Origin of the sequence: Microbacterium sp. 71-36 (genome assembly GCF_001898305.1) — a bacterium.
In the GTDB taxonomy this organism is placed as follows: Bacteria; Actinomycetota; Actinomycetes; order Actinomycetales; family Microbacteriaceae; genus Microbacterium.
The window spans coordinates 75,709-100,401 of record NZ_MKTP01000009.1 but is presented as its reverse complement, the minus strand read 5'-3'; the positions used below and the strand labels follow the sequence as shown (position 1 = coordinate 100,401).

At 70.1% G+C, this 24,693-nt stretch carries 25 protein-coding genes; 1 reads left to right on the top strand and 24 read right to left on the bottom strand.

Annotated features, from left to right (window positions below; all coding sequences use genetic code 11):
* Positions 1–350: 350 nt before the first annotated feature.
* The 22 genes from BGO45_RS16590 to infC form a co-directional block, all read right to left on the bottom strand.
* Positions 351–1,148, bottom strand: coding sequence for a DUF4184 family protein (locus BGO45_RS16590; RefSeq protein ID WP_292696335.1), 798 nt, complete (start codon positions 1,146–1,148; stop codon positions 351–353).
* The gene (gene tyrS, locus BGO45_RS16585; RefSeq protein WP_292696333.1) at positions 1,148–2,461 is read right to left on the bottom strand and encodes a tyrosine--tRNA ligase; all 1,314 of its coding nucleotides are present in this window, start codon (positions 2,459–2,461) and stop codon (positions 1,148–1,150) included. Before tyrS ends, BGO45_RS16590 begins: the two co-directional genes overlap by 1 nt.
* 52 nt (positions 2,462–2,513) lie before the next feature.
* Positions 2,514–3,437 (bottom strand): DUF2510 domain-containing protein, encoded by a 924-nt coding sequence (locus BGO45_RS16580; RefSeq protein WP_292696331.1) that lies wholly within the window; start codon positions 3,435–3,437, stop codon positions 2,514–2,516.
* Between the two features lie 63 nt (positions 3,438–3,500).
* Positions 3,501–4,208, bottom strand: coding sequence for a hypothetical protein (locus BGO45_RS16575; RefSeq protein WP_292696329.1), 708 nt, complete (start codon positions 4,206–4,208; stop codon positions 3,501–3,503).
* Positions 4,205–4,852 (bottom strand): SatD family protein, encoded by a 648-nt coding sequence (locus tag BGO45_RS16570; RefSeq protein WP_292696327.1) that lies wholly within the window; start codon positions 4,850–4,852, stop codon positions 4,205–4,207. Before BGO45_RS16570 ends, BGO45_RS16575 begins: the two co-directional genes overlap by 4 nt.
* Positions 4,853–4,903: 51 nt before the next feature.
* A complete protein-coding gene (gene argH, locus BGO45_RS16565) occupies positions 4,904–6,334 on the bottom strand; it encodes an argininosuccinate lyase (protein ID WP_292696326.1) in 1,431 nt (476 codons plus the stop codon).
* A 41-nt stretch (positions 6,335–6,375) separates the two neighbouring features.
* Entirely contained in the window at positions 6,376–7,515 is a 1,140-nt protein-coding gene (locus BGO45_RS16560; RefSeq protein WP_292696324.1) for a heparan-alpha-glucosaminide N-acetyltransferase domain-containing protein, read from the bottom strand.
* A complete protein-coding gene (gene argF / locus BGO45_RS16555) occupies positions 7,494–8,417 on the bottom strand; it encodes an ornithine carbamoyltransferase (RefSeq protein ID WP_292696322.1) in 924 nt (307 codons plus the stop codon). The genes BGO45_RS16560 and argF overlap by 22 nt, the downstream gene beginning before the upstream one ends.
* Positions 8,414–9,685, bottom strand: coding sequence for an acetylornithine transaminase (locus tag BGO45_RS16550; protein WP_292696321.1), 1,272 nt, complete (start codon positions 9,683–9,685; stop codon positions 8,414–8,416). The genes argF and BGO45_RS16550 overlap by 4 nt, the downstream gene beginning before the upstream one ends.
* Complete coding sequence (argB, locus tag BGO45_RS16545; protein ID WP_076490805.1) at positions 9,682–10,584, bottom strand: acetylglutamate kinase; 903 nt, start codon at positions 10,582–10,584, stop codon at positions 9,682–9,684. The genes BGO45_RS16550 and argB overlap by 4 nt, the downstream gene beginning before the upstream one ends.
* Positions 10,581–11,738 (bottom strand): bifunctional glutamate N-acetyltransferase/amino-acid acetyltransferase ArgJ, encoded by a 1,158-nt coding sequence (gene argJ / locus BGO45_RS16540; RefSeq protein ID WP_292696319.1) that lies wholly within the window; start codon positions 11,736–11,738, stop codon positions 10,581–10,583. Before argJ ends, argB begins: the two co-directional genes overlap by 4 nt.
* A complete protein-coding gene (gene argC / locus BGO45_RS16535; protein ID WP_292696317.1) occupies positions 11,735–12,784 on the bottom strand; it encodes an N-acetyl-gamma-glutamyl-phosphate reductase in 1,050 nt (349 codons plus the stop codon). The genes argJ and argC overlap by 4 nt, the downstream gene beginning before the upstream one ends.
* 403 nt (positions 12,785–13,187) lie before the next feature.
* Positions 13,188–15,713, bottom strand: coding sequence for a phenylalanine--tRNA ligase subunit beta (gene pheT / locus BGO45_RS16530; RefSeq protein ID WP_292696315.1), 2,526 nt, complete (start codon positions 15,711–15,713; stop codon positions 13,188–13,190).
* Positions 15,713–16,753, bottom strand: coding sequence for a phenylalanine--tRNA ligase subunit alpha (pheS, locus tag BGO45_RS16525; protein WP_292696313.1), 1,041 nt, complete (start codon positions 16,751–16,753; stop codon positions 15,713–15,715). Before pheS ends, pheT begins: the two co-directional genes overlap by 1 nt.
* 49 nt (positions 16,754–16,802) lie before the next feature.
* Positions 16,803–17,705 carry an amino acid ABC transporter permease gene (locus tag BGO45_RS16520; protein ID WP_292696311.1) on the bottom strand — a complete coding sequence of 301 codons (903 nt, stop codon included), beginning with the start codon at positions 17,703–17,705 and terminating at the stop codon, positions 16,803–16,805.
* Positions 17,702–18,358, bottom strand: coding sequence for an amino acid ABC transporter permease (locus BGO45_RS16515; RefSeq protein ID WP_292696310.1), 657 nt, complete (start codon positions 18,356–18,358; stop codon positions 17,702–17,704). Before BGO45_RS16515 ends, BGO45_RS16520 begins: the two co-directional genes overlap by 4 nt.
* Before the next feature lie 56 nt (positions 18,359–18,414).
* Positions 18,415–19,326 (bottom strand): glutamate ABC transporter substrate-binding protein, encoded by a 912-nt coding sequence (locus tag BGO45_RS16510; protein ID WP_292696309.1) that lies wholly within the window; start codon positions 19,324–19,326, stop codon positions 18,415–18,417.
* A 103-nt stretch (positions 19,327–19,429) separates the two neighbouring features.
* On the bottom strand, positions 19,430–20,191 hold the full coding sequence (locus BGO45_RS16505) for an amino acid ABC transporter ATP-binding protein (protein WP_292696307.1): 762 nt from the start codon (positions 20,189–20,191) through the stop codon (positions 19,430–19,432).
* Positions 20,192–20,268: 77 nt separating this feature from the next.
* Positions 20,269–21,066: an RNA methyltransferase gene (locus BGO45_RS16500; RefSeq protein ID WP_076491850.1), complete on the bottom strand. Its 798-nt coding sequence runs from the start codon at positions 21,064–21,066 to the stop codon at positions 20,269–20,271.
* A 100-nt stretch (positions 21,067–21,166) separates the two neighbouring features.
* Positions 21,167–21,550: a 50S ribosomal protein L20 gene (gene rplT / locus BGO45_RS16495; protein WP_063257942.1), complete on the bottom strand. Its 384-nt coding sequence runs from the start codon at positions 21,548–21,550 to the stop codon at positions 21,167–21,169.
* A 29-nt stretch (positions 21,551–21,579) separates the two neighbouring features.
* The gene (gene rpmI, locus BGO45_RS16490) at positions 21,580–21,774 is read right to left on the bottom strand and encodes a 50S ribosomal protein L35 (protein ID WP_013583375.1); all 195 of its coding nucleotides are present in this window, start codon (positions 21,772–21,774) and stop codon (positions 21,580–21,582) included.
* Positions 21,775–21,820: 46 nt separating this feature from the next.
* On the bottom strand, positions 21,821–22,447 hold the full coding sequence (gene infC, locus BGO45_RS16485) for a translation initiation factor IF-3 (protein WP_076490814.1): 627 nt from the start codon (positions 22,445–22,447) through the stop codon (positions 21,821–21,823).
* A gap of 252 nt (positions 22,448–22,699) precedes the next feature.
* On the opposite strand from infC, the gene BGO45_RS16480 reads away from it, so the two are divergent.
* Positions 22,700–23,095: a DUF1844 domain-containing protein gene (locus tag BGO45_RS16480; RefSeq protein WP_292696340.1), complete on the top strand. Its 396-nt coding sequence runs from the start codon at positions 22,700–22,702 to the stop codon at positions 23,093–23,095.
* Positions 23,096–23,147: 52 nt separating this feature from the next.
* Here BGO45_RS16480 and BGO45_RS16475 read toward each other — a convergent pair whose 3' ends face one another.
* Entirely contained in the window at positions 23,148–23,927 is a 780-nt protein-coding gene (locus BGO45_RS16475; protein ID WP_292696302.1) for an SseB family protein, read from the bottom strand.
* Positions 23,911–24,657, bottom strand: coding sequence for a bifunctional 1-(5-phosphoribosyl)-5-((5-phosphoribosylamino)methylideneamino)imidazole-4-carboxamide isomerase/phosphoribosylanthranilate isomerase PriA (gene priA / locus BGO45_RS16470; protein WP_076490817.1), 747 nt, complete (start codon positions 24,655–24,657; stop codon positions 23,911–23,913). Before priA ends, BGO45_RS16475 begins: the two co-directional genes overlap by 17 nt.
* Positions 24,658–24,693 lie beyond the last annotated feature (36 nt).

Genomic DNA, 24,693 nt, shown 5'->3' with positions numbered 1-24,693 from the left:
TAAATTGGCATTTGACAAGTGCACGCTGTTGAGTTCTCAAGGAACGGACGCACCCACAGAACCAGTCCCTAGACCGTAACCGTGAGGCAGTTCACTTCTATATGTGCCACCGCGCTAAAAATCGCACGAAAATCCGAGGATTCAGTCATGGAAGACAAGCGCCGAGTGGCAGAATCCGATGTTAGACCTTGAAGCCGAAGCTCGCAAGTTCTGATCGGGGTGGTTCACCGCTTGAGAGGACGCGGGGCCTTTCGGCCGCTCCGCTCTCCCCTGTGGGGCGAACAAGTAATAAGTTACGCGGATCCGGCCCACTCGTCCAATCCACACCGCACCCCGGGCGTGTCGCACCCTCACAACCGCGGAAAAACGCGGAAATCGCGCCGACGGCGGAGTGACACCATCACAGCGAGCGCGACCGTCGCGATCGCCCACACCGCAGCGACGCGCGTCAGCACGGCGTAGACCAGCGCGGTCGGACTCATCGGCGTACCTGCGGCCGAGCTCACGGCGAGCGCGATCACGGCAGCCACGACCAACGCGACCGGAAGCGACAGCCACCACACGATCCGCACGGCATCCGGAAACGCCCGTCTCGCCGTCTCGGTCTTCCGGCGCGACCACCACACGACCCCGAAGACCCCGAGCACGATCAGGCCGAAGAGTCCCGAGCCGTACTGCAGCCACTTGACCCCCGGCAGTGGGCCCCACTGCTGCTCCAGCACAGGCAGGAGCTGGACGCCGAGACGTCCCTCATGCGTGAGCAGATCCCACGCGATGTGCGTGAGGACGCCGAGCGCCAGCGACGCGAAGAGCAGCAGCCAGGCCACGGGCCCTCCCGCGAAGGTCTCGCGCACCCCCGCGCGGAAGCCGGCATCCCACGCGACCGGCAGCCGATCGGCGATCGAGCGAGGCGAGAGTTCCCGGGCGGCGGGCCGGAGCACGCAACGCCACACGAGCAGCAGCACCAGCCCCAACATCGCCGTCGGCACGATCCACACCGGGTCGTGCGTCGTCGAGTAATCCGGCCACATCCCCCGGAAGAACAGCGGAAGATCCGGCGTCATCGCCCCGATCGCCACGGCCGCCGGCACCAGCCGCGTGCGCACGAAAGGAAGCGCGACGACGGCATGGCTCGGCGTGAACGGCATCAGTCGATGAACACGCCGGCCAGTGTCTTCTTGCCCCGCCGCAGCACGGAGACCCCGCCCGGCAGCGCGCCGGTGACCGGGGCGTCGTCCGCGACCACCTTCTGACCGTCCAGGGACACGCCGCCCTGCGCGATCGCCCTCCGGGCCTCGCTCAAGCTGCTCACGAGACCTGTCGCCGTGAGGGCGTCCACCACCGTCGCGCCCGCGGGCAAAGACGCGTGCGGGAGTTCGTCCAGGGCGCTGCGCAGGGTCGCGGCATCCAGCGCCGTCAGGTCGCCCTGACCGAACAGGGCCTCGGTCGCCGCGACGACCGCGTCCGCGGCATCCGGCCCGTGCACCGTGGTGACCACCTCGCGCGCGAGGCGCTTCTGCCCGGCGCGACGGAACGGCTCCTCTTCGACCAGACGCGCGTACTCCTCGATCTCGGCGCGCGTGAGGAACGTGAACACCTTCAGCCGATCGACGACGTCGCGGTCATCGGTGTTCAGCCAGAACTGGTACATCGTCCACGGGCTGCACATGTCGGCATCCAGCCAGATGGCGTTGCCCTCGCTCTTGCCGAATTTGGTGCCGTCGCTGTTCGTGATCAGCGGTGTGCCGATCGCGTGCACGGAGACGCCCTCGACCTTGCGCACCAGGTCGGTGCCGCTGGTGAGGTTGCCCCACTGGTCGCTCCCGCCGGTCTGCAGCACGCATCCGTACTGCCGGTGCAGCTCGAGGTAGTCCATGCCCTGGAGGATCTGGTAGCTGAACTCGGTGTAGCTGATGCCCGCCTCGGAGTTCAGGCGCGCGCTGACCGCGTCCTTCTTCAGCATGGTTCCGACGCGGAAGTGCTTTCCGATCTCCCGCAGGAAATCGATCGCGCTGAGCGGGGCAGTCCAGTCCAGGTTGTTCACCATGCGGGCTGCGTTATCGCCCTCGAAGCTCAGGAAGCGCTCCACCTGGGCGCGCAGGCTCGCCACCCACTCGGCCACGGTCTCGCGCGTGTTGAGCGTGCGCTCGGCCGTGGGGCGCGGGTCGCCGACGAGCCCGGTCGAGCCGCCGACGAGCCCGAGGGGGCGGTGTCCGGCGAGCTGCAGGCGGCGCATGGTCAGCAGCTGCACCAGGTTGCCCAGGTGCAGACTCGGCGCGGTCGGGTCGAACCCGCAGTAGAAGACGATCGGCTCCCCCGACAGCAGTTCGCGCAGTTCGTCCTGGTCGGTCGAGACGTGGACCAGGCCGCGCCAGACCAGCTCGTCCCAGACGTTGTCGAACGTCGGGTCGTTGGCGGGTGCGAGGGCGCTCACGGGCGCCGCATCGGTGGAGGCAGACACCGGTTCAGGCTACCAGCGGGCTCGAGGACCTCCGGATGCCGAGACCCGCCGCTCAGACGGGACGATGCGCCCCGTCAGCGTGGGGCGGGCCCGCCGGCGGGTCGCCGGGCAGTAGGAGCAGGCGGGTCTGCGCGCGGGCCGCGACGAGGACGGCGGCGCTGAGCGCGGCGAACAGGACGGCACCTCCCACCAACACCCATCCGACGACGCGCTGAAGCGTGTCCCCGTCGGCGACGACGAGCATCACGACTCCCCCGATGAGCACGAGGGTGGCGAGGACGGCGAGGGCCCACGCGAGGATGCGCAGGGTCGTCAGCGCCTGCGACGCGTGGAAGGTCGGTCGCACACCGAAACGGGAGGTCACGTAATCCGCCCATCGCGTACCGGTCCACCACCTGCTGGCCTGGCCACTGATCGGGAACCAGCCGGCACCCGGTCCCTCCGTCGCTCCGGGCAGGGGGCGGACGATCGCGGGCGCGTCCGACGCTCCGCTCGGCGCCGGGATGCTCCGCACACGGGTGGTCTGAACGGCCATCGCGAACCACAGCCCCGACAGCGCCATCCACAGCAGGGGCATGTACGACACTCCCCCGAACGCGATGCTCGAAACCGCCTGCATCATCGCGAGGCCGAAGAAGACCGCCCCCATCGCCCACGCGAGCGCCGGCTGGTCGATCGTGGCCCAGTCGATTCCGGGACGTCCGTCGCGCACGCGCGAACCCGTCCAGATCTTCTCGTCCCACCAGCGGAGTTCTCCCGCTCGTGCCGGATACCACCCGGCCGGCGCAGCGGTCGGTTCGGGGCGGAGAACCACGGGCGGGTTCGCCACGTGAGGAGATGGCGCGGGCGACTTCGCCGCGGATGCGGCCCCCAGCGCCGGGATAGGCGCCTCGTGCGCCGTCCACCGGGTGCCGTCCCACCAGCGGACACGTCCCGGCGAGCCTGCGTCGTACCACCCCGGCTGCGCGTCGCCCATCTCGACCCCCCTGTCTCGCCGCTCCGAACCTACCCCGCGGCGATGGGGCGCCTCGGGGGCTTGTCAGCCGGCGTGCACACCCCACCACACGAGGAACGCCGCGGCGAGCGAGGTCACCCAGCTGACGAGGCTGCCGATGAGGAAGTACTCGGCGCGGTCGCCGTCGTCACGATCGCGCGAGATCTCGGGAAAGCGCACGATGCCCTTCGCCGCGAGCACCGCAGCCAGCAGCGTGTAGGCGCCGGCGAGGGTGAGCACGAACACGAGGATGCGTTCGAGCGGGCCGATGAGCCGTCCGCCCTTCAGCGTCGGGGCGGCGTCCTGGTCGCCCGGGGCCCCGCCCATCTCCGAGCGCAGGGCGATGCGCACGACGGCGTTGCCCGACTCGAGGAGGAAGACCAGGCATCCCACCACGAGGACCACCACGTCGATCGACACCGCGTCGCCGGGACGGTAGGCCGCCCAGGCCGCGCCGATCAGGCCCGGACGCGTCCGGCCGGGCGCGACGACCACACACGCGGCGGCCCCCAGCGCGAGCAGCGCGACGGGCCACAGCCCCGCGCGGGCAGGTCCTTTCTCGGGGAGCACCCAGGTCCAGATCGCGGCGACGGCGACGGCGAGCACACCGGCGATCAGGGCGTCGAGACCAGCCGAGGCGACGACCAGCAGCACGCCGGCGACGGCGAAGGCGACCCAACGGCGGGTGCGGATCATCTGGCGCAGCAGGTCGACCCCGCCCACCGCGAGGAGCAGCAACCCCGCCGCGATCATGCGCGTACCCGCGCGACCAGCACCTCGTAGCCCTCGACGATGCCGGCTGAGCCCGCCGAGGCGAGCGCCTGCGACACCGCGGACTGACTGATGCCCTCCTGCTCGGCGAGTTCGCGCTGCGACCGGCCGAGACAGCGCCCGTACGTGAGGCGACGCGCGCGGTCGCTCATCGCGGAGACGGACTGGTCGCGGCTCAGGGCGTAGGCGGTGGCCAGCGCGATGGTCTCGGACATGCCGGCATCCTCTCCCTCCGCCAGCTCGATCCACGTGCGCGCGAGCGGCGCGGCGCGCTGCTGCAGTCGCTCGACCTGCTCGATCGCCGCGCGCGCCGCCCACCACGCCGGCCCCTCGGGCAGCTCGCGTCCCTCGATCGCGATGGGACGCACCTCGCCCACCCCGACGCCGAAACGGCAGTCGATCCCCTCGGGAAGAGCGAGACGTATCAGGAGAAGCGACGCAAGGGCGGCCGCCAACGTCGGATACTCCCCCTGCAGTTCGTCACCGACCACGGCCGTGAGCGGTGACGTCGCGACCGGCAGCGCCTCCTCGACCTCGGCGACGGTCTCAGAGATGACGCGCTGCGCCCCCGCGCGGTCGCTCAGGCGACGCGAGGCGACGATGTCGGCGATGACGGCAACGCTCATGCGATAAGCCTAACGCTTATAAAGCGAGATTGATAAGCGAAAAGCTGATCTTCAGGACACCAGCGAGCGCGCAGCCGCCTGCGCGCGAACGACGAGCTCCTCCCGCTGCTCCCCCACCCGCGCCGGCGAGGTTCCGCCGACTCCGGTGCGGCTGGCGACAGAGCCCTCGACCGTCAGCACCTCGCGCACCGCCGGATTCAGGGCCGGAGACACCGAGGCCAGCAGTGCGTCATCGGCATCTTCGAGACCGATCCCCCGCACCTCGCACGCCCGGACCAGCGCACCGGAGATCTCGTGGGCGTCGCGGAACGGCACGCCCCCGCGGACGAGCCACTCGGCGACATCGGTCGCGAGCGAGAAGCCCTGCGGGGCGAGCTCAGCCATGCGGTCGGTGTGGAATCGGAGGGTCGAGATCATTCCCGAGAACGCCGGGAGCACGAGTTCGAGCGTGCGCACGGAATCGAACACCGGCTCTTTGTCTTCCTGCAGGTCGCGGTTGTAGGCCAGCGGAAGCCCCTTCAGCGTCGCCAGGAGACCGGAGAGGTTGCCGATCAGTCGTCCGGCCTTGCCGCGAGCCAGTTCCGCGATGTCGGGGTTCTTCTTCTGCGGCATGATGCTCGACCCGGTCGAGTACGCGTCGTCCAGCGTGACGAACCCGAACTCGCGCGTGTTCCAGAGGATCACGTCCTCGGCCAGACGGGACAGGTCGACACCGATCATCGCCGCGATGAAGGCGAACTCCGCCACCACGTCGCGCGACGCCGTGCCGTCGAGCGAGTTCTCGGCCGGCCGGGCGAGGCCCAGACGGTCGGCGACGAGCTGAGGGTCGAGGCCGAGAGTTGCTCCGGCGAGGGCGCCCCCGCCATAGGGCGACACGGACGCGCGCACCGACCAGTCACGGAGGCGCTCGATGCCGCGGACGAAGGCCCAGCCGTAGGCCTGGAGGTGGTGGGCGAGCAGCACGGGCTGCGCGTGCTGCAGGTGGGTGCGGCCCGGCATGATGGCCGACTCGTGCGCCTCCGCCTGCGACACCAGCGCATCGATCAGCCGGAGGAGCTCGCGGGTGATCGTGCGGGCGTGGTCGAGCAGGTACAGGCGCACCAGCGTGGCGATCTGATCGTTGCGGCTGCGACCCGCGCGCAGCTTGCCCCCGAGCGCGGGACCCACCGTCTCGATCAGCACCCGCTCGAGAGCCCCGTGGACGTCTTCGTCGCCCGGGGCGGCCACGAGGGCGCTGGAACGAACGCGCTCGGCGATCTCGTCGAGGCCGGCGTGCATGTCACGCCCCTCGTCGGCGGACAGGTACCCGGCGGCCTCGAGAGCCGCGGCGTGCGCGTGGGACCCGGCGATGTCGTAGAGCGCGAGATCCCAGTCGAAGTGGGTGGAACGGCTCAGCGCCGCCAACTCGGGAGACGGCCCGCCGGAGAAACGGGCGCCCCACAACGCGCCCTCGTTCGTGCTCTGGCCGGTGTCGCTGCTCATGCGTCCCAGCCTAGCGAGGCCCGCGGACACCGCCCCGCCGCTCAACTCGCCGACGCCGCGGGCGCGGCATCCGTTCGGGAGCCCGGGCCGACGACGCGACGGACGACCCCGTCGATGACCGCTTCCAGCGGCCCACGGCCCGCGAGCAGCGCCCAGAGCGTGCACCCGACGACGATTCCGAGCGTCAGCGGGAGGAACAGCCCCGCGTCCCGCACACCGGCCAGGTCGGACGTGTCGCCCAGGGCGACGGCGGCGAACACCGCCCAGACGACGATCTGCAGGACGTACGCGGTCAGGGGCATCGAGCCGACCGCTCGGAGCGGAATCGCCACCCACCGGAGCGGGGTACGGCAGACCAGCAGGCACAGCCCGATCACCGCGACGGCGAATCCCCCCGATCCGACGACCTCCCACAGACCCGACGAGTGCGCCTCGGCCGTCCAGACCGCAGCGAGGTAGGGACCGGAGTCAGCGATCGCCGGAGCTGTCGCGATCGCGACACCGTACCCGAGCGCCGCGAGGACGCCCCCGGTGATCGTGAGGGCGACCTGCACGCGGAGCAGCCGCAGATCGAGTCGGCCGACTCCCATCCCCGCGAGCAGGAAGGCGATCCACACCGGGAAGGGATAAGCCCACCCCACGAAGGCCTGCAGATCCTCTCCCCCGAGCCCGCCCCAGATCGGGGCGGCATCCAGGAACGGGTAGACCCAGGGCATCACCGCGGCGACGATCACCGCGGCCAGGAGGAGCCTCCCCGCGCGGAGCCCGAGGAACGGCAGCGACAGGGCGAACAACAGCGCGTAGGCGGGGAGGATCACGTACACCGGGACGCCGGTCAGCACCAGCAGGATGCCGATCCCCCAGAGAAGGGCTCCGCGCAGGGCCAGGCGCGCCGCGGCACGGGCGCGAGCCGGACCGGCCAAGGGGCGTGCGCCGCCGGTGACGAGGGCGATCGAGACGCCCGCGAGCGTCGCGAAGAGGATCGAGGATCGTCCGTTGACGACGTCGAGCCACGTGTCCGGATCGTCCAGGACGAAGGAGTCGATCGTCAGCAGGTGCGCCGCGAGCATGCCGAGCACCGCGAGACCGCGCGCCAGATCGATGCCGACGAGCCGGGCGGGTCCGTCGAAACGGTGCCACGCCCGGCTCGTGGGCGGGATCAGTCCTGGCGCAGCAGCCACACCAGCAGCGCCTTCTGCGCGTGCAGTCGGTTCTCGGCCTCGTCCCAGACCACGCTCTGCGGGCCGTCGATGACCTCGGCGTCCACCTCGTATCCGCGGTCCGCGGGCAGGCAGTGGATGAAGATCGCCGCGTCATCGGCGCGGGCCATGAGCGCGGAGGTCACTTTGAAGCCGCCCAGATCGCGGATCCGCGCGATCTTCTCCTCTTCCTTGCCCATCGACACCCACGTGTCGGTGACGACGACGTCCGCTCCGGATGCCGCGGCCTCGGGGTCGGTCGTCAACGTCACCGATCCGCCGGTCGCGGCGGCGATGCGCTGCGCGTCGGCGATGACGTCGGCGCGCGGCGCGTAGTCCGCCGGCGACGCGACCCGGACGTGCATGCCGGCCGTCACGCCGGCCAAGACATAGGAGTGCGCCATGTTGCTCTGCCCGTCGCCGAAGAACGACAGCGTGAGCCCCTTCAGCTCGCCCTTGTGCTCGCGGATGGTGAGCAGGTCGGCGAGCAGCTGGCACGGGTGGAAGTCGTCGCTGAGCGCGTTCACGACCGGGACCCGCGTTCCGCGCGCCATCTCCTCGAGCCCCGCCTGGGCGTACGTGCGCCACACGATCGCCGCGACCTGGCGCTCGAGGACGCGCGCCGTGTCGGACGGCGTCTCCTTGCCGCCGAGCTGGCTGTTCGCGGTCGAGATGATCAGCGGGGAGCCGCCCAGATCGGCGATGCCGACCGCGAAGGACACCCGCGTGCGGGTCGAGGACTTGTCGAAGATCACCGCGACGGTCTGGGGCCCGGCGAGCGGCTTCTGCGCCCAGCGATCCTTCTTCAGCTCGATCGCGAGGTCGAGGATCTCCGCCTGCTCGGCGGGGGTCAGGTCGTCGTCGCGCAGCAGGTGGCGGGTCACGCGGGTACTCCTTCGGCCGCAGGCGTGGCGGACTGGTCGATCATGAGGGCATCGGCGACGGTCTGGAGCGCCGCGCCGAAGAGGGTGAGGAACTCGGCGATCTCGGCGTCCCCGATGATCAGCGGCGGGGCGAGACGGATCGTCTCGTCGTTGGCGGCGTTGACGATGAGGCCGTGCTCCTGGGCCGCGGCCACCACGGCCTTCGCGACCGGGTGCGTGAGGGCGACGCCGAGGAGCAGACCGCGGCCACGCACACCGCCGATGAGCGGTGAACCGAGCGCGGCGATCCCGTCGCGCACCTGCGCCTCGCGCGCGGCCGCGTTGTCGACGAGACCGGATGCCTCGATCTCCGCCAGCACGGCGCCCGCGACTGCGGTGCCCAGGGCGTTGCCGCCATAGGTCGAGCCGTGGGTGCCGGGGAAGAACAGGTCGCTGGCGGCCCCGAAGGTGATCAGGGCGCCGATCGGGAAGCCGCCGCCGATGCCCTTGGCGACCGTGATGGCATCCGGGACGATGCCGGCGTGCTGGAAGGCGAACCACTCACCGGTCCGCCCCGCACCGGTCTGGATCTCGTCGACGATCAGCAGGGCGCCGTGGCGCGCTGTGATCTCCCGGGCCGCGGCGAGATAGCCCTCGGGCAGCTCGACCACGCCGGCCTCGCCCTGGATGGGCTCGACGATGAAGGCCGCGACGCGGTCGTCGACGGCCGACTCGAGCGCATCGATCGTGGCGTCGATGTGCTCGACGCCGGGGACCATGGGCAGGAAGTCGGCCTGGAGCGCGGGCTTGCCGGTGAGGGCGAGCGCACCCATCGTGCGCCCGTGGAAACCGTTCTTCAGCGCGAGGATGCGAGTGCGCTCGGTGCCCCGACCGTGGAGTCGCGCGAGTTTGAACGCCGCCTCATTGGCCTCGGCGCCCGAGTTCGCGAAGTACACGCGGCCCGACTCGCCGGTGCCCGCGAGACGCTTCAGCCGTGCGGCGAGCGCGAGCTGGGGCGGGGTGGCGAAGTAGTTCGAGACGTGCGTGAGGGTCGCGGCCTGGGTGGAGACCGCTTCGACGAAGGCGGGGTGCGCGTGCCCCAGGGCGTCCACGGCGATGCCGGCGAGGAAGTCGAGGTACTTCTTGCCGTCGCCGTCCCAGACGTACGCCCCCTCCCCGCGCACGAACAGCGCCATGCGGTCGCCGAAACTGCGGACGAGGTCGCGCCCGGCATCCTCCTGCCAGGCGGCGCGCGGCGCCGCGGTCTCCTGAGTCGTGTCCGCGTTCACGCGACCACCTCCGTTCCGATTCCCTTGCTGGTGAAAAGTTCGACGAGCACCGAGTGCGGCACGCGACCGTCGATGATCGCCGCCGTGGGCACTCCCCCGTCGACGGCGTCGAGGCACGCCTGCATCTTCGGGATCATCCCCGACTCGAGCTTCGGCAGCATCGCGCGCAGCTCCGTCGAGGTCAGGTGCGACACGAGCGAGTCACGGTTGGGCCAGTCCGCGTAGAGCCCGGGGACGTCCGTCAGCACGACGAGCTTCTTGGCGTTGAGCGCCGTCGCCAGCGCCGCCGCCGCGGCATCCGCGTTGACGTTCAACGACGTGCCCGGGTTGTCGAGATCGGGCGCGATCGACGACACGATCGGCACGCGGCCCGCGGCCAGGTGATCGAGCACCGGCTGCGGGTCGACCGTGACGACGTCGCCCACGCGCCCGAGGTCGTGCTCCACCCCGTCGACGACGACACCGCGCCGACGTCCGCCGAACAGGCCCGCGTCCTCGCCGCTCAGACCCGTCGCGAGCGGTCCGTGCGCGTTGACCTTGGCGACCAGCTGCGGGTTGATCTGCCCGGTGAGCACCATGCGGACGACGCCGATCGCCTCGGTCGAGGTGACGCGGTAGCCGCCGCGGAACTCGCTCGGGATGTCTAGACGGTTCAGCATCGAGGAGATCTGCGGACCGCCCCCGTGCACCACCACGGGCTTCACCCCCACGTAGCGCAGGTAGGCGATGTCGGCGGCGAAGGCGTCCTGCAGCTCGTCGCTGACCATGGCGTTGCCGCCGTACTTCACGACCACGACCTGGTCGCGGTACTTGCGGACCCACGGCAGCGACTCGACGAGCGTGACCGCCCGTTCGCTGGCTTCGGCCGGATCGGTGTCCTGGATGTCGATGTCGCTCATGAGGCGTAGGCGCTGTTCTCGTGGACGTAGTCGTGGGTGAGGTCGTTGGTGCGGATCGTCGCGGCGGCGTCGCCGACGCGGAGGTCGACGACGAGGTCGGTCGCGCGGGGGGTCAGGTCGACCTCCTCGCGCGGGCGATCGGGTCCGCCCGCGGAGCACACGCGCACACCGTTCATCCACACGTCGACGTCGTACGGGTCGAAGGCCGCCTGCGTCGTGCCGATGGCGGCGAGAACGCGGCCCCAGTTCGGGTCGTTGCCGAAGATCGCGGCCTTGAACAGGTTGTTCCGGGCGATCGAGCGGCCGACCTCGACCGCGTCGTCCTCGGAGGCCGCCCCCACGACCCGGATGGTGATGTCGTGGCTCGCCCCCTCGGCATCACCCTGCAGCTGAGCGGCGAGGTCGTCGCACACCGCCGTCAACGCGGCGGCGAACTCCTCGGCATCCACCCGGATGCCACTGGCTCCGCTCGACAGCAACGTGACCTGGTCGTTGGTCGACATGCACCCGTCGGAATCGAGCCGGTCGAAGCTCACGCGCGTCGCGGCGCGGAGCGCGGCGTCGGCCTCGGCCGCATCGAGCACCGCATCGGTGGTCAGGACGACGAGCATCGTGGCCAGGCCCGGAGCGAGCATGCCCGCGCCCTTCGCCATTCCTCCGATGCTCCAGCCCTCGCCGGTGCGCACCGCACGCTTGGGTCGTGAGTCTGTGGTCATGATCGCCAGCGACGCATCCTCGCCGCCGTCGACGGACAGCTCGGCGATGCCCTTCTCGACGCCGTCGAGCACCTTGGCACGGAAGACCTCGTCGCCCGTGCCGATGAGACCGGTCGAGCACACCACGACATCGCCCGCCCCCACGCCCAGCAATTCCGCGGCCCGCTCGGCCGTCTGGTGGGTGGTCTGGAAGCCGAACGCGCCGGTGAAGCAGTTGGCCCCGCCGGAGTTGAGCACCACGGCCTCGACGACACCGTCCTTCACGACCTGCTCCGACCAGAGGATCGGGTTGGCCTTGGCGCGGTTCGAGGTGAACACGGCCGCGCCCACCTTCTGCGGGCCGCGGTTGACGACGACGGCGACGTCGCGGGCGCCCGTGGACTTCAGGCCGACGGCGACACCGGCCGCTTCGAAACCGGCGGGGATGGTCACGCTCACGGGGCGACTCCGTTCAGAGGGAGCGCCGTGGTCTCGGGAAGACCCAGCGCGATGTTCATGGACTGCACCGCGGCGCCCGCGGTGCCCTTCACCAGATTGTCGACGGCGGCGACGACCACGACCCGATTCGCCGCGCGGTCGATCGCGAGGCCGAGCGAGGCGACGTTGGCGCCCAGGACGTCGGCCGTCCGCGGGAACGTCCCGGCCGGGAGGAGCTCGACGAAGGGCTCGTCGGCGTACGCCCGCTCCCACGCCGCGCGGATCTCGGCGTCCGTGGCCCCCTCGCGGATCGGCGCCGAAGAGGTGGCCAGGATGCCGCGGGCCATCGGCACGAGCACGGGGGTGAAAGAGATCCGGATGCCATCGGCCGGGGCGCCCGCGGCGGCGAGCGCCTGCCGGATCTCGGGGATGTGCCGGTGAGTGCCACCGACCGCGTACGGGTTGGCCGTGCCGAGGATCTCGCTCGCGAGGAGGTTCGTCTTGGCGGACTTTCCCGCGCCGCTGGGCCCCACCGCCAGCACCGACACGATGTCGCCCGGGTCGACCACCCCGGCGGCGACGCCGGGGGCCAGCGAGAGGGCGACGGTCGAGGCGTTGCAGCCCGGAGCGGCCATCCGCGTCGCGCCCCGGAGAAGGTCGCGCTGCTTCCCTGCGGCGACCGGGAGCTCGGGAACCCCGTACGCCCACGGCTCGGGGTGCTCCCCGCCGTAGAAGGCTGCCCAGTCGGCGGCGGAGGTGAGCCGGTGATCGGCCCCGGCGTCGATGACGAGAGGGGTGTCGCGGAGAGCGTCGGTGTACTGCGCCGACTGACCGTGCGGCAGCGCGAGGAACACCACATCGTGTCCGGCCAGCACCTCCGGCGTGGTCGCCTGCAGCTCGAGGTGCGCGAGCGACCGCAGGTGCGGCTGGTGGGAGATCAGCGCCTGGCCCGCGTTCGCGTGAGCGGTGACGGTGCGGACCTCGACGTCGGGGTGATCGGCGAGCAAGCGAAGGATCTCGCCGCCCGCATAGCCGGAGGCGCCGGAGACGGCGACCGAGAGGGTCATGGATCCACCTTAGGAGTCGGGGCTGTTGCTGTGATCAGCGTGAACCGGGGCGGCGACGCCCGTATGCCCGACCGACGGCGGGTTACGAGGTCGCCGAAACTCGGCGTGCGACCCGACGTCGACGCACGGCAACGGTGCTCACGGAGAGCTCCTCGTTGCGGACGACGATCGACGACATCCCGCGAGAGTATCCGCCGCGGCGGGACGGGAGCAAATCCGCCGTCCGTGTCGCGCCTCCGAGTGCGCGGGGGGAGGATCCATCGGATTCTTTCAGCTTGTCCCCCATTTGGGGGACAACTTAGGAGTATGCTCATCGCACCTGCCCTCATCGCCGACCACTTCCGACTGCCCCCTCGTCGGCGATGAGGGCAGGCACATGTCCCCGTCGTCCGCGCCGTGGGGATCAGGCGCCCGGGTCGCCGTCGCGGATGACGGCCCCGAAACGCTCCCCCGCCAGCGCGACGCCGGCCAGCTTCGCATCCGTGGCCTCCGCGGCCGTCAGCGTCCGATCCGCCGCGCGGAAACGCAACGCGAACGTCAGGCTCTTCGCGCCCTCCGCGATGCCCGGCCCGCGGTAGTCGTCGACCAGGCGCACGCCCTCGATCAGCGGAGCACCGCCCTCCCGCAGTGCGGCGCGCACCGCGCCCGCGGCGACCTCCTTCGGCACGACGACGGAGACGTCCTGGGTCGCGGCCGGGAAACCCGAGAGGGATGCCGCGACCACACGCGCCTGAGCACGCTCGAGGAGCGCGTCGAGATCGAGCTCGGCCACCAGAACGCGACCGGGCAGGTCCGCGGCATCCGCGACCGTCGGCAGCAGCTCGCCGACGTATCCGACGTCGACGCCGGCGACGAGCACCCGCGCCGTGCGACCCGGGTGGAGCGCGGCGCGCTGGGCCTGGATCAACTCGACATCGACACCGGCCGCCCCGGCGAGCACACGGACCGCGTCCACCGCATCGGCGAGATCGGCGGCGACCGCGACCTGCCCCGGCTGCTTGGCCACGAGGTGCCCGGCCAGCAGCACGGCGACGTGACGACGCTGCGGCGGGATCGAGGCATCCAGAGCCGTCAAGGTGGCCGCATCCGGACGCACCGCGAGCGGCGGGACCGAGGACGTGCCGTACTGCACCCCCGGCTTCGGCAGGAACACCGTGCCCGTCTCGAACAGCGCGAGGTCGACGATGCCCCGCGACAGGTTGCGATGCGCGACCTGCAGCAGCCCCGGAACGAGGGAGCGGCGGAGGAACGGGGCGAGCCCGTCGAGCGGGTTCGCGAGCTTCACGCTGGGCAGCGACTCCCCCGAGGGTGAGCCGTGCAGGTCGTTCTGCTCCGCGGTGGTGAACGGGAACGACGGGGTCTCGACGAAACCGGCGGCGGCCAGAGCGTTGGCCACGCGACGGCGGCCCTGCTGCGCGGAGGTCAGCCCGCGGCCCGACGGCGGGGTCGGGAGCACCGACGGGATGCGGTCATACCCCTCGATACGGGCGACCTCTTCGGCCAACGTCCACTTGTCGGTGAGGTCGGGGCGCCAGGACGGCGGGACGACGTTCCAGCCGCTGCCGTTCGCCTCGACCGTCGCACCGATCAGACGCAGCGCGCGTTCCACCTCGTCGTCGGTGTAGTCGACGCCGATGAGGCCCGGGACGAACCCGTGCGGCAGCACGATCGCCTCGCGGACATACGCGTCGGTCAGCGAGCCGCCGAGCGAGACGTCGAGCGTTCCGCCGGCGAGCTCCACCATCAGCGTCGCGACGCGCTCCGCGGCGACGAAGGCCACGAGGGGGTCGACACCCCTCTCGAAACGACGGGATGCCTCGGAGGGCAGCTTGTGACGACGCGCCGTCCGCGCGATCGAGACCTGATCGAAGGTGGCGGCCTCGATGAGGACGTTGCGGGTCGCATCGCTCATCTCGGTCGGGCCGCCGCCCATGACCCCGGCCAGCCCGATGGGCCCGGACTCGTCGGTGATCACGAGGTCTTCCGGGTGCAGGGTGCGCACCTGACCGTCCAGGGTCTCGAGCTTCTCGCCCGCCGTCGCGCGTCGCACGGTGATGCCGCCCTGCAGGCGGTCGAGGTCGTAGCCGTGGATCGGCTGGCCGAGCTCGAGCATCACGTAGTTGGTGATGTCGATCAGGATGCCGAGCGAGCGGATGCCGGCCAGCGACAGGCGCGTGATCATCCACGGGGGCGTGGGGCGGGAGGGGTCCACATCGCGCACGATGCGCGCCACGAACTGGCTGGCCCCGACACGTCCGCGGATGGGCGCCGCGTCGTCCACGGCGACCGGGAAGCCCTGCGGCGTCCGATCGCGGGCGGCATCGTATCCCGCGCCGGGGTCGCGGAAAGCGGCACCGGTCGCGTGCGAGTACTCGCGGGCGACGCCGCGCAGCGACAGCGCATACCCCCGGTCGGGCGTCACGTTGATCTCGACGGCGATGTCGTCGAGGCCGAGGAGCGCGATGGCGTCGGAGCCGACGGGCGCGTCGATCCCGAGGTCGACGAGGCGGAGGATGCCGGAGTGCTCGCTGCCGAGGCCGAGCTCCTTCGCCGAGGCGATCATGCCGTCGGACACGTGCCCGTAGGTCTTGCGGGCGGCGATGGGGAAGGGACCGGGCAGCACCGACCCCGGAAGCGTCACGACGACCTTGTCGCCCTCGAAGAAGTTGCCCGCGCCGCAGACGATGCCGCGGACGCCGCCGTGCTCTTCGCCGACGTCGACCTGGCACCACCGGATCGTCTTGCCATTGGACTGCGGCTCCGGGGTGAACTCCTTCACCTCGCCGACCACGATCGGACCCGACAGCTCGAAGCGGTGGACGTCCTCCTCTTCGAAACCGACCGACACCAGTGCCGCGAGGACGTCCTCGGGTGTGGCGTCCGCGGGTACGTCGACGTACTCGCGCAACCAGGAGAGCGGGACGCGCATCAGACCACCATTCCGAACTGCTCGCTGAAGCGGACATCGCCCTCGGCCATGTCGCGCATGTCTTGGACGTCGCTGCGGAACATCAGCGTGCGCTCGATGCCCATGCCGAAGGCGAAGCCCGAGTACTCCTCGGGGTCGATGCCGGCGGCCCGCAGGACGTTGGGGTTCACCATCCCGCAGCCGCCCCACTCGATCCAGCGCGCCCCGCCCTTGAAGGTGGGATGCCACAGGTCGAGCTCGGCGCTCGGCTCCGTGAACGGGAAGAAGTTGGCACGGAAGCGTGTCTTCGCCTCGGGACCGAACAGGACACGCGCCGCGTGGTCGAGCGTGCCCTTGAGGTGCGCCATCGTGATGCCCTTGTCGATGACCAGGCCCTCGAACTGCGTGAAGACCGGGAGGTGGGTCGCGTCGAACTCGTCGGTGCGGTAGACCCGGCCCGGGCAGAGCACGTAGATCGGCAGATCGCGCTCGAGCATCGAGCGCACCTGGACGGGGCTCGTGTGGGTACGCATCACGAGGTGACGTGCGACGGGGTCGACGAAGAACGTGTCCTGCATCTGCCGCGCCGGGTGGTCGACGTCGAAGTTCAGCGCGTCGAAGTTGAACCACTCGTGCTCGAGTTCGGGTCCTTCGGCGATCTCCCATCCCATGCCGACGAAGATGTCGGACACCTGCTCCTGGAGGAGCGAGATGGGATGCCGCGCACCGACGCGCGCGCGCTGCGGAAGGGCCGTGACGTCGATGCGCTCGGCTTCCAGCCGCGCCGCGGTCTCGGCCTCGGCGAGTTCGCCCTCGCGGGCGGCGAACGCCTGGTTCACGCGGCCGCGGGCCTGACCGACGAGCTTGCCGAACTCGGCCTTCTTCTCGGGGGCGACGTTGCGCAGCTGGGCGTTGAGCCGCGACAGCGGCGACTGCTCCCCGGCATGTGCGGAGCGGGCGGCCTTCAGGTCGGCCGTGGTCGCGGCGGCGGCGACCGCCGCGACCGCGGCATCGACGGCGGAGGCGACGGCCTCGGGGGTGATCTCGGGTGCGTCAGACACGAGAACCGAGTCTACCGACGGGCGGGGGCACTCCCCCGCCCGTCAGAGGTCAGCTCTGGCCCGATCCGCCGCGCTGAGCGACGATCAGCGCAGTATCGGTCCCACCCTGCTGTGCCATCGGCGCGGCGGCCGCGACCTCCGTGACGCGGGGCGAGCGGCGCAGTCGCTTCTCAACGAGCGTCGCGACGAACGACAGCAGGAGACAGAGCGAGATGTAGATCACACCGACCACGATCGTGGCGGGCACGATCGGCGAACCGACGACAGGTTGCGCCCCGATGTACTTGGCGTAGAACAGGAGCTCGGGGTAGGTGATGATGAACCCGAGCGCGGTGTCCTTCAGCGTCACCACGAGCTGGGCGATGATGACGGGCATCATCGCGCGGATGGCCTGGGGCAGCAGGATCAGGCGCATCACCCCGGCCTTGCGGAGTCCCACCGCATAACCGGCCTCCGTCTGGCCGCGTGGCAGCGATTCGACGCCGGCGCGGATGACCTCCGCGAGGACGGAGCCGTTGTAGCAGACGAGGGCGATGACCACCGCCCAGTACGGCTCCATGCGGATGCCGATGACGGGGAAGCCGTAGTAGAGCAAGAACATGAAGACCAGCACCGGAATGGCACGGAACACCTCGATGATCGCCGTGAACGGGCGCCGCACCCACGCGTGATCGGAGAGACGGCCGATCGCGAGGAGGAATCCGAGCACCAGCGCGCCCAACGCCGCAGCACCGAATGCGGCGAGCGTCGCGAGCGTCGCGTCGAGGATGCTCATCCAGACGTTCGTGTAGGTGAAAGCGGACCACTTCTTGGCCGTGAACTGACCAGTGTCCGCGAGACGCCAGACGAAGAATCCGACGATACCGAGCACCACCAGCACGGTCAGCACGCCCAGGATGCGGTTCCGGAGGACGGCACGGGGACCGGGGACGTCGTACAGGACGCTGCTCATCGGGCGACCCTCCATCGGTTCTCGAGCGTTCGTTGCAGCCAGGACAGGAGGAGGACGAGCGCGACGAAGACGACCATCAGCCAGAGGATGACGACGAAGGCGTTCTCGCCCCGCTCGCTCAGGTAGGGGCGCACCGACCCGAGATTCAGGATGGAGAAGCCGGCGGCGACGGTGGTGTTCTTCAGCAGCGCGATGAACACGCTCATCATCGGCGGGATGACCGACCGGAATGCCTGCGGAAGGACGACGAGCGACATGACCTGGCCGAAGCTGAGACCCAGGGCACGCGCCGCCTCCGCCTGACCGACGGGGACGGTGTTCACACCCGAGCGGATCGCCTCCGCGACGTAAGTGGCCGTGTAGATGCCGAGCGCGCAGATGCCGAGGATCAGGGACACGTCGCCGGTCAGACGCAGGCCGAGCAGCGGGGGCAGCGCGAACACGAAGGCGAAGAACACCAACGTGAGCGGCGTGTTGCGGATCGCGCTGACGTAGAACAGGCCGACGCCACGCGCGATCGGCACGGGCGACACCCGCATCGCCCCCACGATGATGCCCAGCACGAGCGCGAGGGCCCCGCCGGCGAAGAACAGCACGAGAGTGCCGACGAGCGCTTGGCTCCAGATATCGAGGTTGTCGGTGATGACACCCATGCGTGGTCCTTGTCTCGGGAGGGGTTCGGGGGCGGCGTGCGCCGCCCCCGAACGGATCACTCGTCGGCGGTGGGCTGCTGACCCTCGATGCCGGCCGGCGCGAGGTTCTTGTCGAACAGCGCGGTCCAGACGTCGCCGCCGTCGTTGAACAGGGTGTTGATGTGGTCCTTGAGCACGGTGTCGCCCTTGGGGAGGCCCACGCCGTAGCGCTCCTCGCTGAACGTGTCACCGGCGATCTTGAACGTCTCGGGCTCCTGCGCGACATACCCCGCGAGGATCGCCTGATCGGTGGTCACCGCGTCGACCGAGCCGGCACGCAGCTGCTCGAGGCACTGCGTGTAGGTGTCGTATTCGACGGTGTCACCGGGCGAGTACTCGTCGCGGATCCGCTGGAGCGGCGTCGAACCCGTGACCGAGCAGACGATCTTTCCCGCGAGGTCGTTCGGCCCCGAGATCGAATCGTCCGAGGCCGCGACGAGGAGCCCCTGGCCGGTGATCAGGTACGGGCCGGCGAAGTCGATCGACTGCTTGCGCTTGTCGGTGATCGAGTAGGTGCCGACGTAGTAGTCGATGTTGCCGTTGACGAGCTCCTGCTCGCGGTTGGCCGAGGGGATCGTCTTGTATTCGATCTTGTCGGCGTCGAATCCGAGCGACGCGGCGATCCACTGCGCGATCTCGACGTCGAAGCCGCCCCGCTCGTTGCTGATCGGGTCCTTGAAGCCGAGGCCGGGCTGGTCTTCCTTCACACCGACGACGACCTTGTCGGCCGAGACCATGCGCTCGAAGGTCGGGCTGCCGTCGAGCGAGACGTCGGAGGCGACCTCCCAGAGCTGAGCGGAGGAGTCCGAACCACCGGCCGTGCCGTCGGCGCCGGGAGCCGCACCGGGGCTGCCGCTGTTGCAGGCGGTGAGAGCCAGAATCCCGGCGGCGATGATGCCCGCGCCGGTCAGAAAGCGTGCTTTGTGCATGTGATGTCTCCTTGGTTACGTGTGCTGTGCGGAGGGATACGGGGGAATGGCACGTGGGCCGGAGGCGATGCGCGCAGCGGAACACCGTCGTTCCGCCGCGGAGTCAGTGCGTGATCAGCTTCGAGAGGAAGTCCTTCGCACGGTCGGATTCGGGCTGGGTGAAGAAGCGCTCGGGGGTCGCCTGCTCCACGATCTGACCGTCGGCCATGAAGACCACGCGATTCGCGGCCTTGCGCGCGAAGCCCATCTCGTGGGTGACGACGATCATGGTCATGCCGTCGGCGGCGAGACCGACCATGACATCGAGGACCTCGTTGATCATCTCGGGATCCAGGGCGGACGTCGGCTCGTCGAACAGCATGACCTTCGGCTTCATCGCCAGGGCGCGGGCGATCGCCACGCGCTGCTGCTGGCCACCCGAGAGCTGCGCCGGGAGCTTGTCGGCCTGGTGGCCGACGCCGACGCGGTCGAGCAGCGCCCGCGCCTCCTTCTCGGCATCCGCCTTCTTCAGCTTGCGGACCTTGATCGGGCCCAGCGTGACGTTCTCGAGGATCGTGAGGTGCGCGAACAGGTTGAACGACTGGAAGACCATGCCCACATCGGCACGCAGCTTCGCGAGGCCCTTGCCCTCTTCGGGCAGCGGCTCACCGTCGATCGTGATGGTCCCGCTCGTGATGGTCTCGAGGCGGTTGATCGTGCGGCACAGGGTGGACTTGCCCGACCCGGACGGCCCGATGACGACGACGACCTCGCCGCGGTCGACCGTCAGATCGATGTCTTTCAGCGCTTGGAACTGGCCGTAGTGCTTCTGCACGTCGGAGAGGACGACAAGGGGCTCGGGGCCCGCCGGGGGAACGGATGCCATTCCGACACCCTATGAGAATGATGAGGAGGTGACCACACCCCGGCCCAGGCCGTAACGGTGCTGTAACCGCGGGTGAATCAGCCCGCGCGCTGCGCGAACGCCGTCTCGTAGAGACAGACGCTCGCGGCGGTGGCCAGGTTCAACGACTCCGCGCGGCCGTAGATGGGGAGCCGCAGAGACAGGTCTGCATGCGCCAACGCGGACTCGTCGAGCCCGCGCGCCTCGTTCCCGAAGAGCCACGCGGTGGGCTCGCCGAGAAGCCCACGGGAGGCGACGAAGTCTTCACCCCCGACATCGGCGGCGACCACCCTCAGGCCGGCGTCGTGCACGCGCTCGACGACATCGGCGAGATCGAGATCGACCGCGACCGGCAGGTGGAACAACGACCCCGTGGTCGAGCGCACGACCTTCGGGTTGTAGAGATCCACCGTGCGCCCCGTCAGGATCACCGCGTCCGCGCCGGCGGCGTCGGCCGCCCGGATGATCGTGCCCAGGTTGCCCGGGTCACGTACCTCCTCGCAGATCGCGAGCAGCGTCGGCTCCCCCGCCAGGATGTCCTTCAGCGCCGTCGGCGACTGCCGCGCCACCGCGACGATCCCCTGCGGCGTGACCGTATCGGCCATGGCATCCAGAACCGCCTCGGTCGTGTACTGGAGATCGACACCCGCATCGACGGCCGCGTCGCGCACATCGGAGTGCTTCTCGAGCGCACTCGGGGTGGCGTACAGCTCGAGCACCGACTCGGAGGCCCAGGCGAGCGCCTCACGCGCGGCCTGCGGGCCCTCGAGGAGGAAGAGGCCGGTCTCCTGTCGGGCGGCGCGCTTGCTCAGCTTGGCCACGGCGCGCACCCGCGGCGAACGGGGGTTCTCCAGCACGTCCCCAGTGTATGGCGCGACCGGCATGCACCGCGGGAATCCGCGGTGAAACGCCGAACGGGCGCCCTCCGAAGAGGACGCCCGTTCGTGGAACCGGTGCTTACGCGGTCTTGGCGGCGTTGACGTCGCTGGGAAGCGCAGCCTTCGCGGTCGCGACGAGCGACGCGAACACGGCGGGCTCGTTCACCGCGAGCTCGGCGAGCATACGACGGTCGACCTGCACACCCGCGAGGCCGAGGCCCTGGATGAAGCGGTTGTAGGTGAGGCCGTTCTGGCGGCTCGCGGCGTTGATGCGCTGGATCCACAGACGGCGGAAGTCGCCCTTGCGCTTGCGACGGTCACGGTACGCGTAGACGAGCGAGTGGGTGACCTGCTCCTTCGCCTTGCGGTACAGGCGCGAACGCTGACCCCGGTAACCGGAGGCGCGCTCGAGGATGACGCGACGCTTCTTGTGGGCGTTGACGGCCCGCTTGACTCTAGCCATTTCTCATTCTTCCTTACGTGCGTCGGCGCTCAGAGGCCGAGGAGCTTCTTGGCGACCTTCGAGTCGCCCTTGGCCAGGACCTGCTCCTGGTTCAGGCGACGGGTGCGCTTGGAGGCCTTGCCCTCGAGGTTGTGCCGCATGCCGGCCTGCTGCTTCATGAGCTTGCCGCTACCGGTCAACTTGAAACGCTTCTTGGCGCCCGAGTGGGTCTTCTGCTTCGGCATCTGTCTTCCTTCGTTGGGGTTCCCGGCGGAGCGGGAGTCGGGGAGCTTACTCGGCGGGTGCCGGTTCAGCGGTGCCCTCGGGGGCCGAGTCGCCACGGGCGGCGCTGCGTGCCGCCTCGCGGTTCGCCGCGCGCTGCGCGTTCTGCTCGGTCTTGACCTCGGACTTGTTCTTGTGCGGCGCGACCACCATGACCATGTTGCGACCATCGATCGTCGGGTTCGACTCGACGGTTCCGAACTCGGCCACGTCTTCGGCGAACTTGCGCAGCAGACGCACACCCTGCTCGGGACGGGACTGCTCACGACCGCGGAAGAGGATCATCGCCTTGACCTTGTCGCCGGCCTGGAGGAAGCCCTCGGCGCGCTTGAGCTTGGTGATGTAATCGTGCGCCTCGATCTTCAGACGGAAACGAACCTCTTTGAGGACCGTGTTCGCCTGGTTACGACGCGCTTCCTTGGCCTTCTGAGCGGCCTCGTACTTGAACTTGCCGTAGTCCATGATCTTGACCACGGGCGGCTTGGAGCTCGGGGCGACCTCGACCAAGTCGAGGTCCGCTTCCTGGGCCAGGCGCAGCGCAGCTTCGATTCGGACGATGCCGACCTGCTCGCCGTTGGGTCCGACGAGACGGACCTCCGGGACTCGGATGCGCTCGTTGGTGCGGGGATCGCTGATGCGGGACTCCTCTTGTCTGCTGATGACGGCCGCCGCGATCCTGACGGATCACGGGCGAAGAGGAGACGACCCACCCGGCACGGTGCTCATGACACCGGCTTCTGCACCCAGGCGACCCCGTGCAGGACGGAGCGGAGTGCGGGAACCCGGTAGCCTGGAGCGGCAAGCGCGGGTGGGATGTGATCCTCTTTCGTACGGAGCAGAACGCTCCGAAGCCCGCCATAGTCTAGCAGAGAGAAACACGTGGACACGATTCCCCCCGACGACGCCCTTTCCCCCCAGGATGCCGAGCGCCTCGCCCGGTGGGAGGAGCAGGAGCGTGTCTCCGCCTCCGCCACCCGCGACATCGCCGACGTGCCCGCCGTCGAGGTCATCACCACCACGGCCGTACACCTCATGAGCGCCGCCGCGGTCAAGGTCGGACTCGCCGACGACCCGCAGCAGCAGATCGACCTCGACGAGGCCCGCAAGCTCATCAACGCCCTCGCCGGGCTCATCACCGCCGGCGCGCCCGAGATCAGCGACATGCACGCCCGATCGCTGCGCGACGGCCTTCGCTCTCTCCAGCTCTCCTTCCGCGAAGCCTCCGTCATCCCCGACCCGATCGGCAAGGGTCCGGGCGAGAAGTGGACGGGTCCCGTCAACTAGGTCTCGCGTTCGGGGTACCGGCCACGGAAGCCGTCGCTCGGGGGCGCGCCGGTCAGGCGTCGGTGCTGCGGTGCAGCTTGACCGTCAGAGAATCCACCAGGACCGCGACGCGATCGTCGGCCGCCCAGCGACGCGCGAGGCGCGCGAGCACGGCATCCAACTCGTCCTGCTCCAGTCCCGACATCAGCTGCAGGTGAACGATCAGTTCGGGGCCCCGCAATCGACCCGTCGGGTCGCCCGGCTGCACGGCGAGGTCGAGAACCGCGAGCTCGCCCGCGATGCTCTCCTGCAGCCCGGTGAAGACGGCGGGGGCGCTGTGCGCCGGCTCCCACGACTCGCCCTGGGCGATCGCCCACACCGCGGGGCGGCGCAGCACGAACTCCGTCTCGGAGGCCGGATCGATGACGATCAGTTCCGTGTCCTCGGACGCCGCTGCCAGAGCCGTGCGGCGGCCGTCCGCGGGGACCGGCCGGGCCGTGGCATCCCAGCGCTGCATCGCAGCGACCGAAGTGAACACGGGCAACACCTTGCGACCGTCCGGCGCGGCGACCGTCACGATCGACAGCTCCTGGGTCTTGTCGACCTCGAGCCCGTGGGCGCCGATGCCGTGATCGCCCTTCTCCGCCACCAGCGGGATCAGCAGACGCGCCGTGCGATACGCCTCGACGACCGCCGCGGCGTCACCCCCGCCCGCGGCGAACGCCTCCAACGCGACCAGAAGAGCGGGATCGGCGGAGCCGTCGTCGCCGGAGTGCGGATTCGCCTCGAACCGGCGACCCTCCCAGGGAACTCCCGCCGAATCGGCGCGATGGTCGTCAGTGTCCGGCGACATCCAGCGCCTCGGCCAGGGTGAACTGGCCCGCGTAGAGCGCCTTGCCCACGATCGCACCCTCGACGCCCAGCGGCACCAGCTCGCGCAGCGCCGCGATGTCGTCCAGGCTCGACACGCCACCCGAGGCCACGATCGGCTTCGGCGTGCGCTGGGTCAGTTCGCGCAGGAGGTCCAGGTTCGGGCCGCGGAGCGTGCCGTCCTTCGTGACGTCGGTGACGACGTAGCGGCTGCACCCGGCATCCTCGAGGCGCTCCAGCACCGTCCACAGGTCGCCGCCGTCACGGGTCCATCCGCGCGCCGCGAGCGTCGTGCCGCGCACGTCGAGCCCCACAGCGATGGCCTCGCCGTACCGGTTGATCACGTCGGCGGCCCATTCCGGGTTCTCCAGCGCCGCGGTGCCGAGATTGATACGACTCGCACCGCTCTCCAGAGCCGCCTCGAGCGAACGGTCGTCACGGATGCCACCGGAGAGTTCGACCTGCACGCCCTTGACCTGCTTGATGACCTTGCGCATCACCGCGGTGTTGTTGCCACGCCCGAAGGCGGCATCCAGGTCGACGAGGTGGATCCACGCCGCGCCCTGCCGTGCGAAATCCATCGCGGCATCCACCGGGTCGCCGTAGCTGGTCTCGGTGCCCGCCTCCCCCTGTGTCAGTCGGACGGCCTTGCCGTCGGCGACGTCGACCGCCGGGAGAAGGACAAGCTCGGGCGTGGACGCGAAATCGTTCATGGCTCCTCGTGCCGGCAGGCGCCTCTCGCCAGCCCG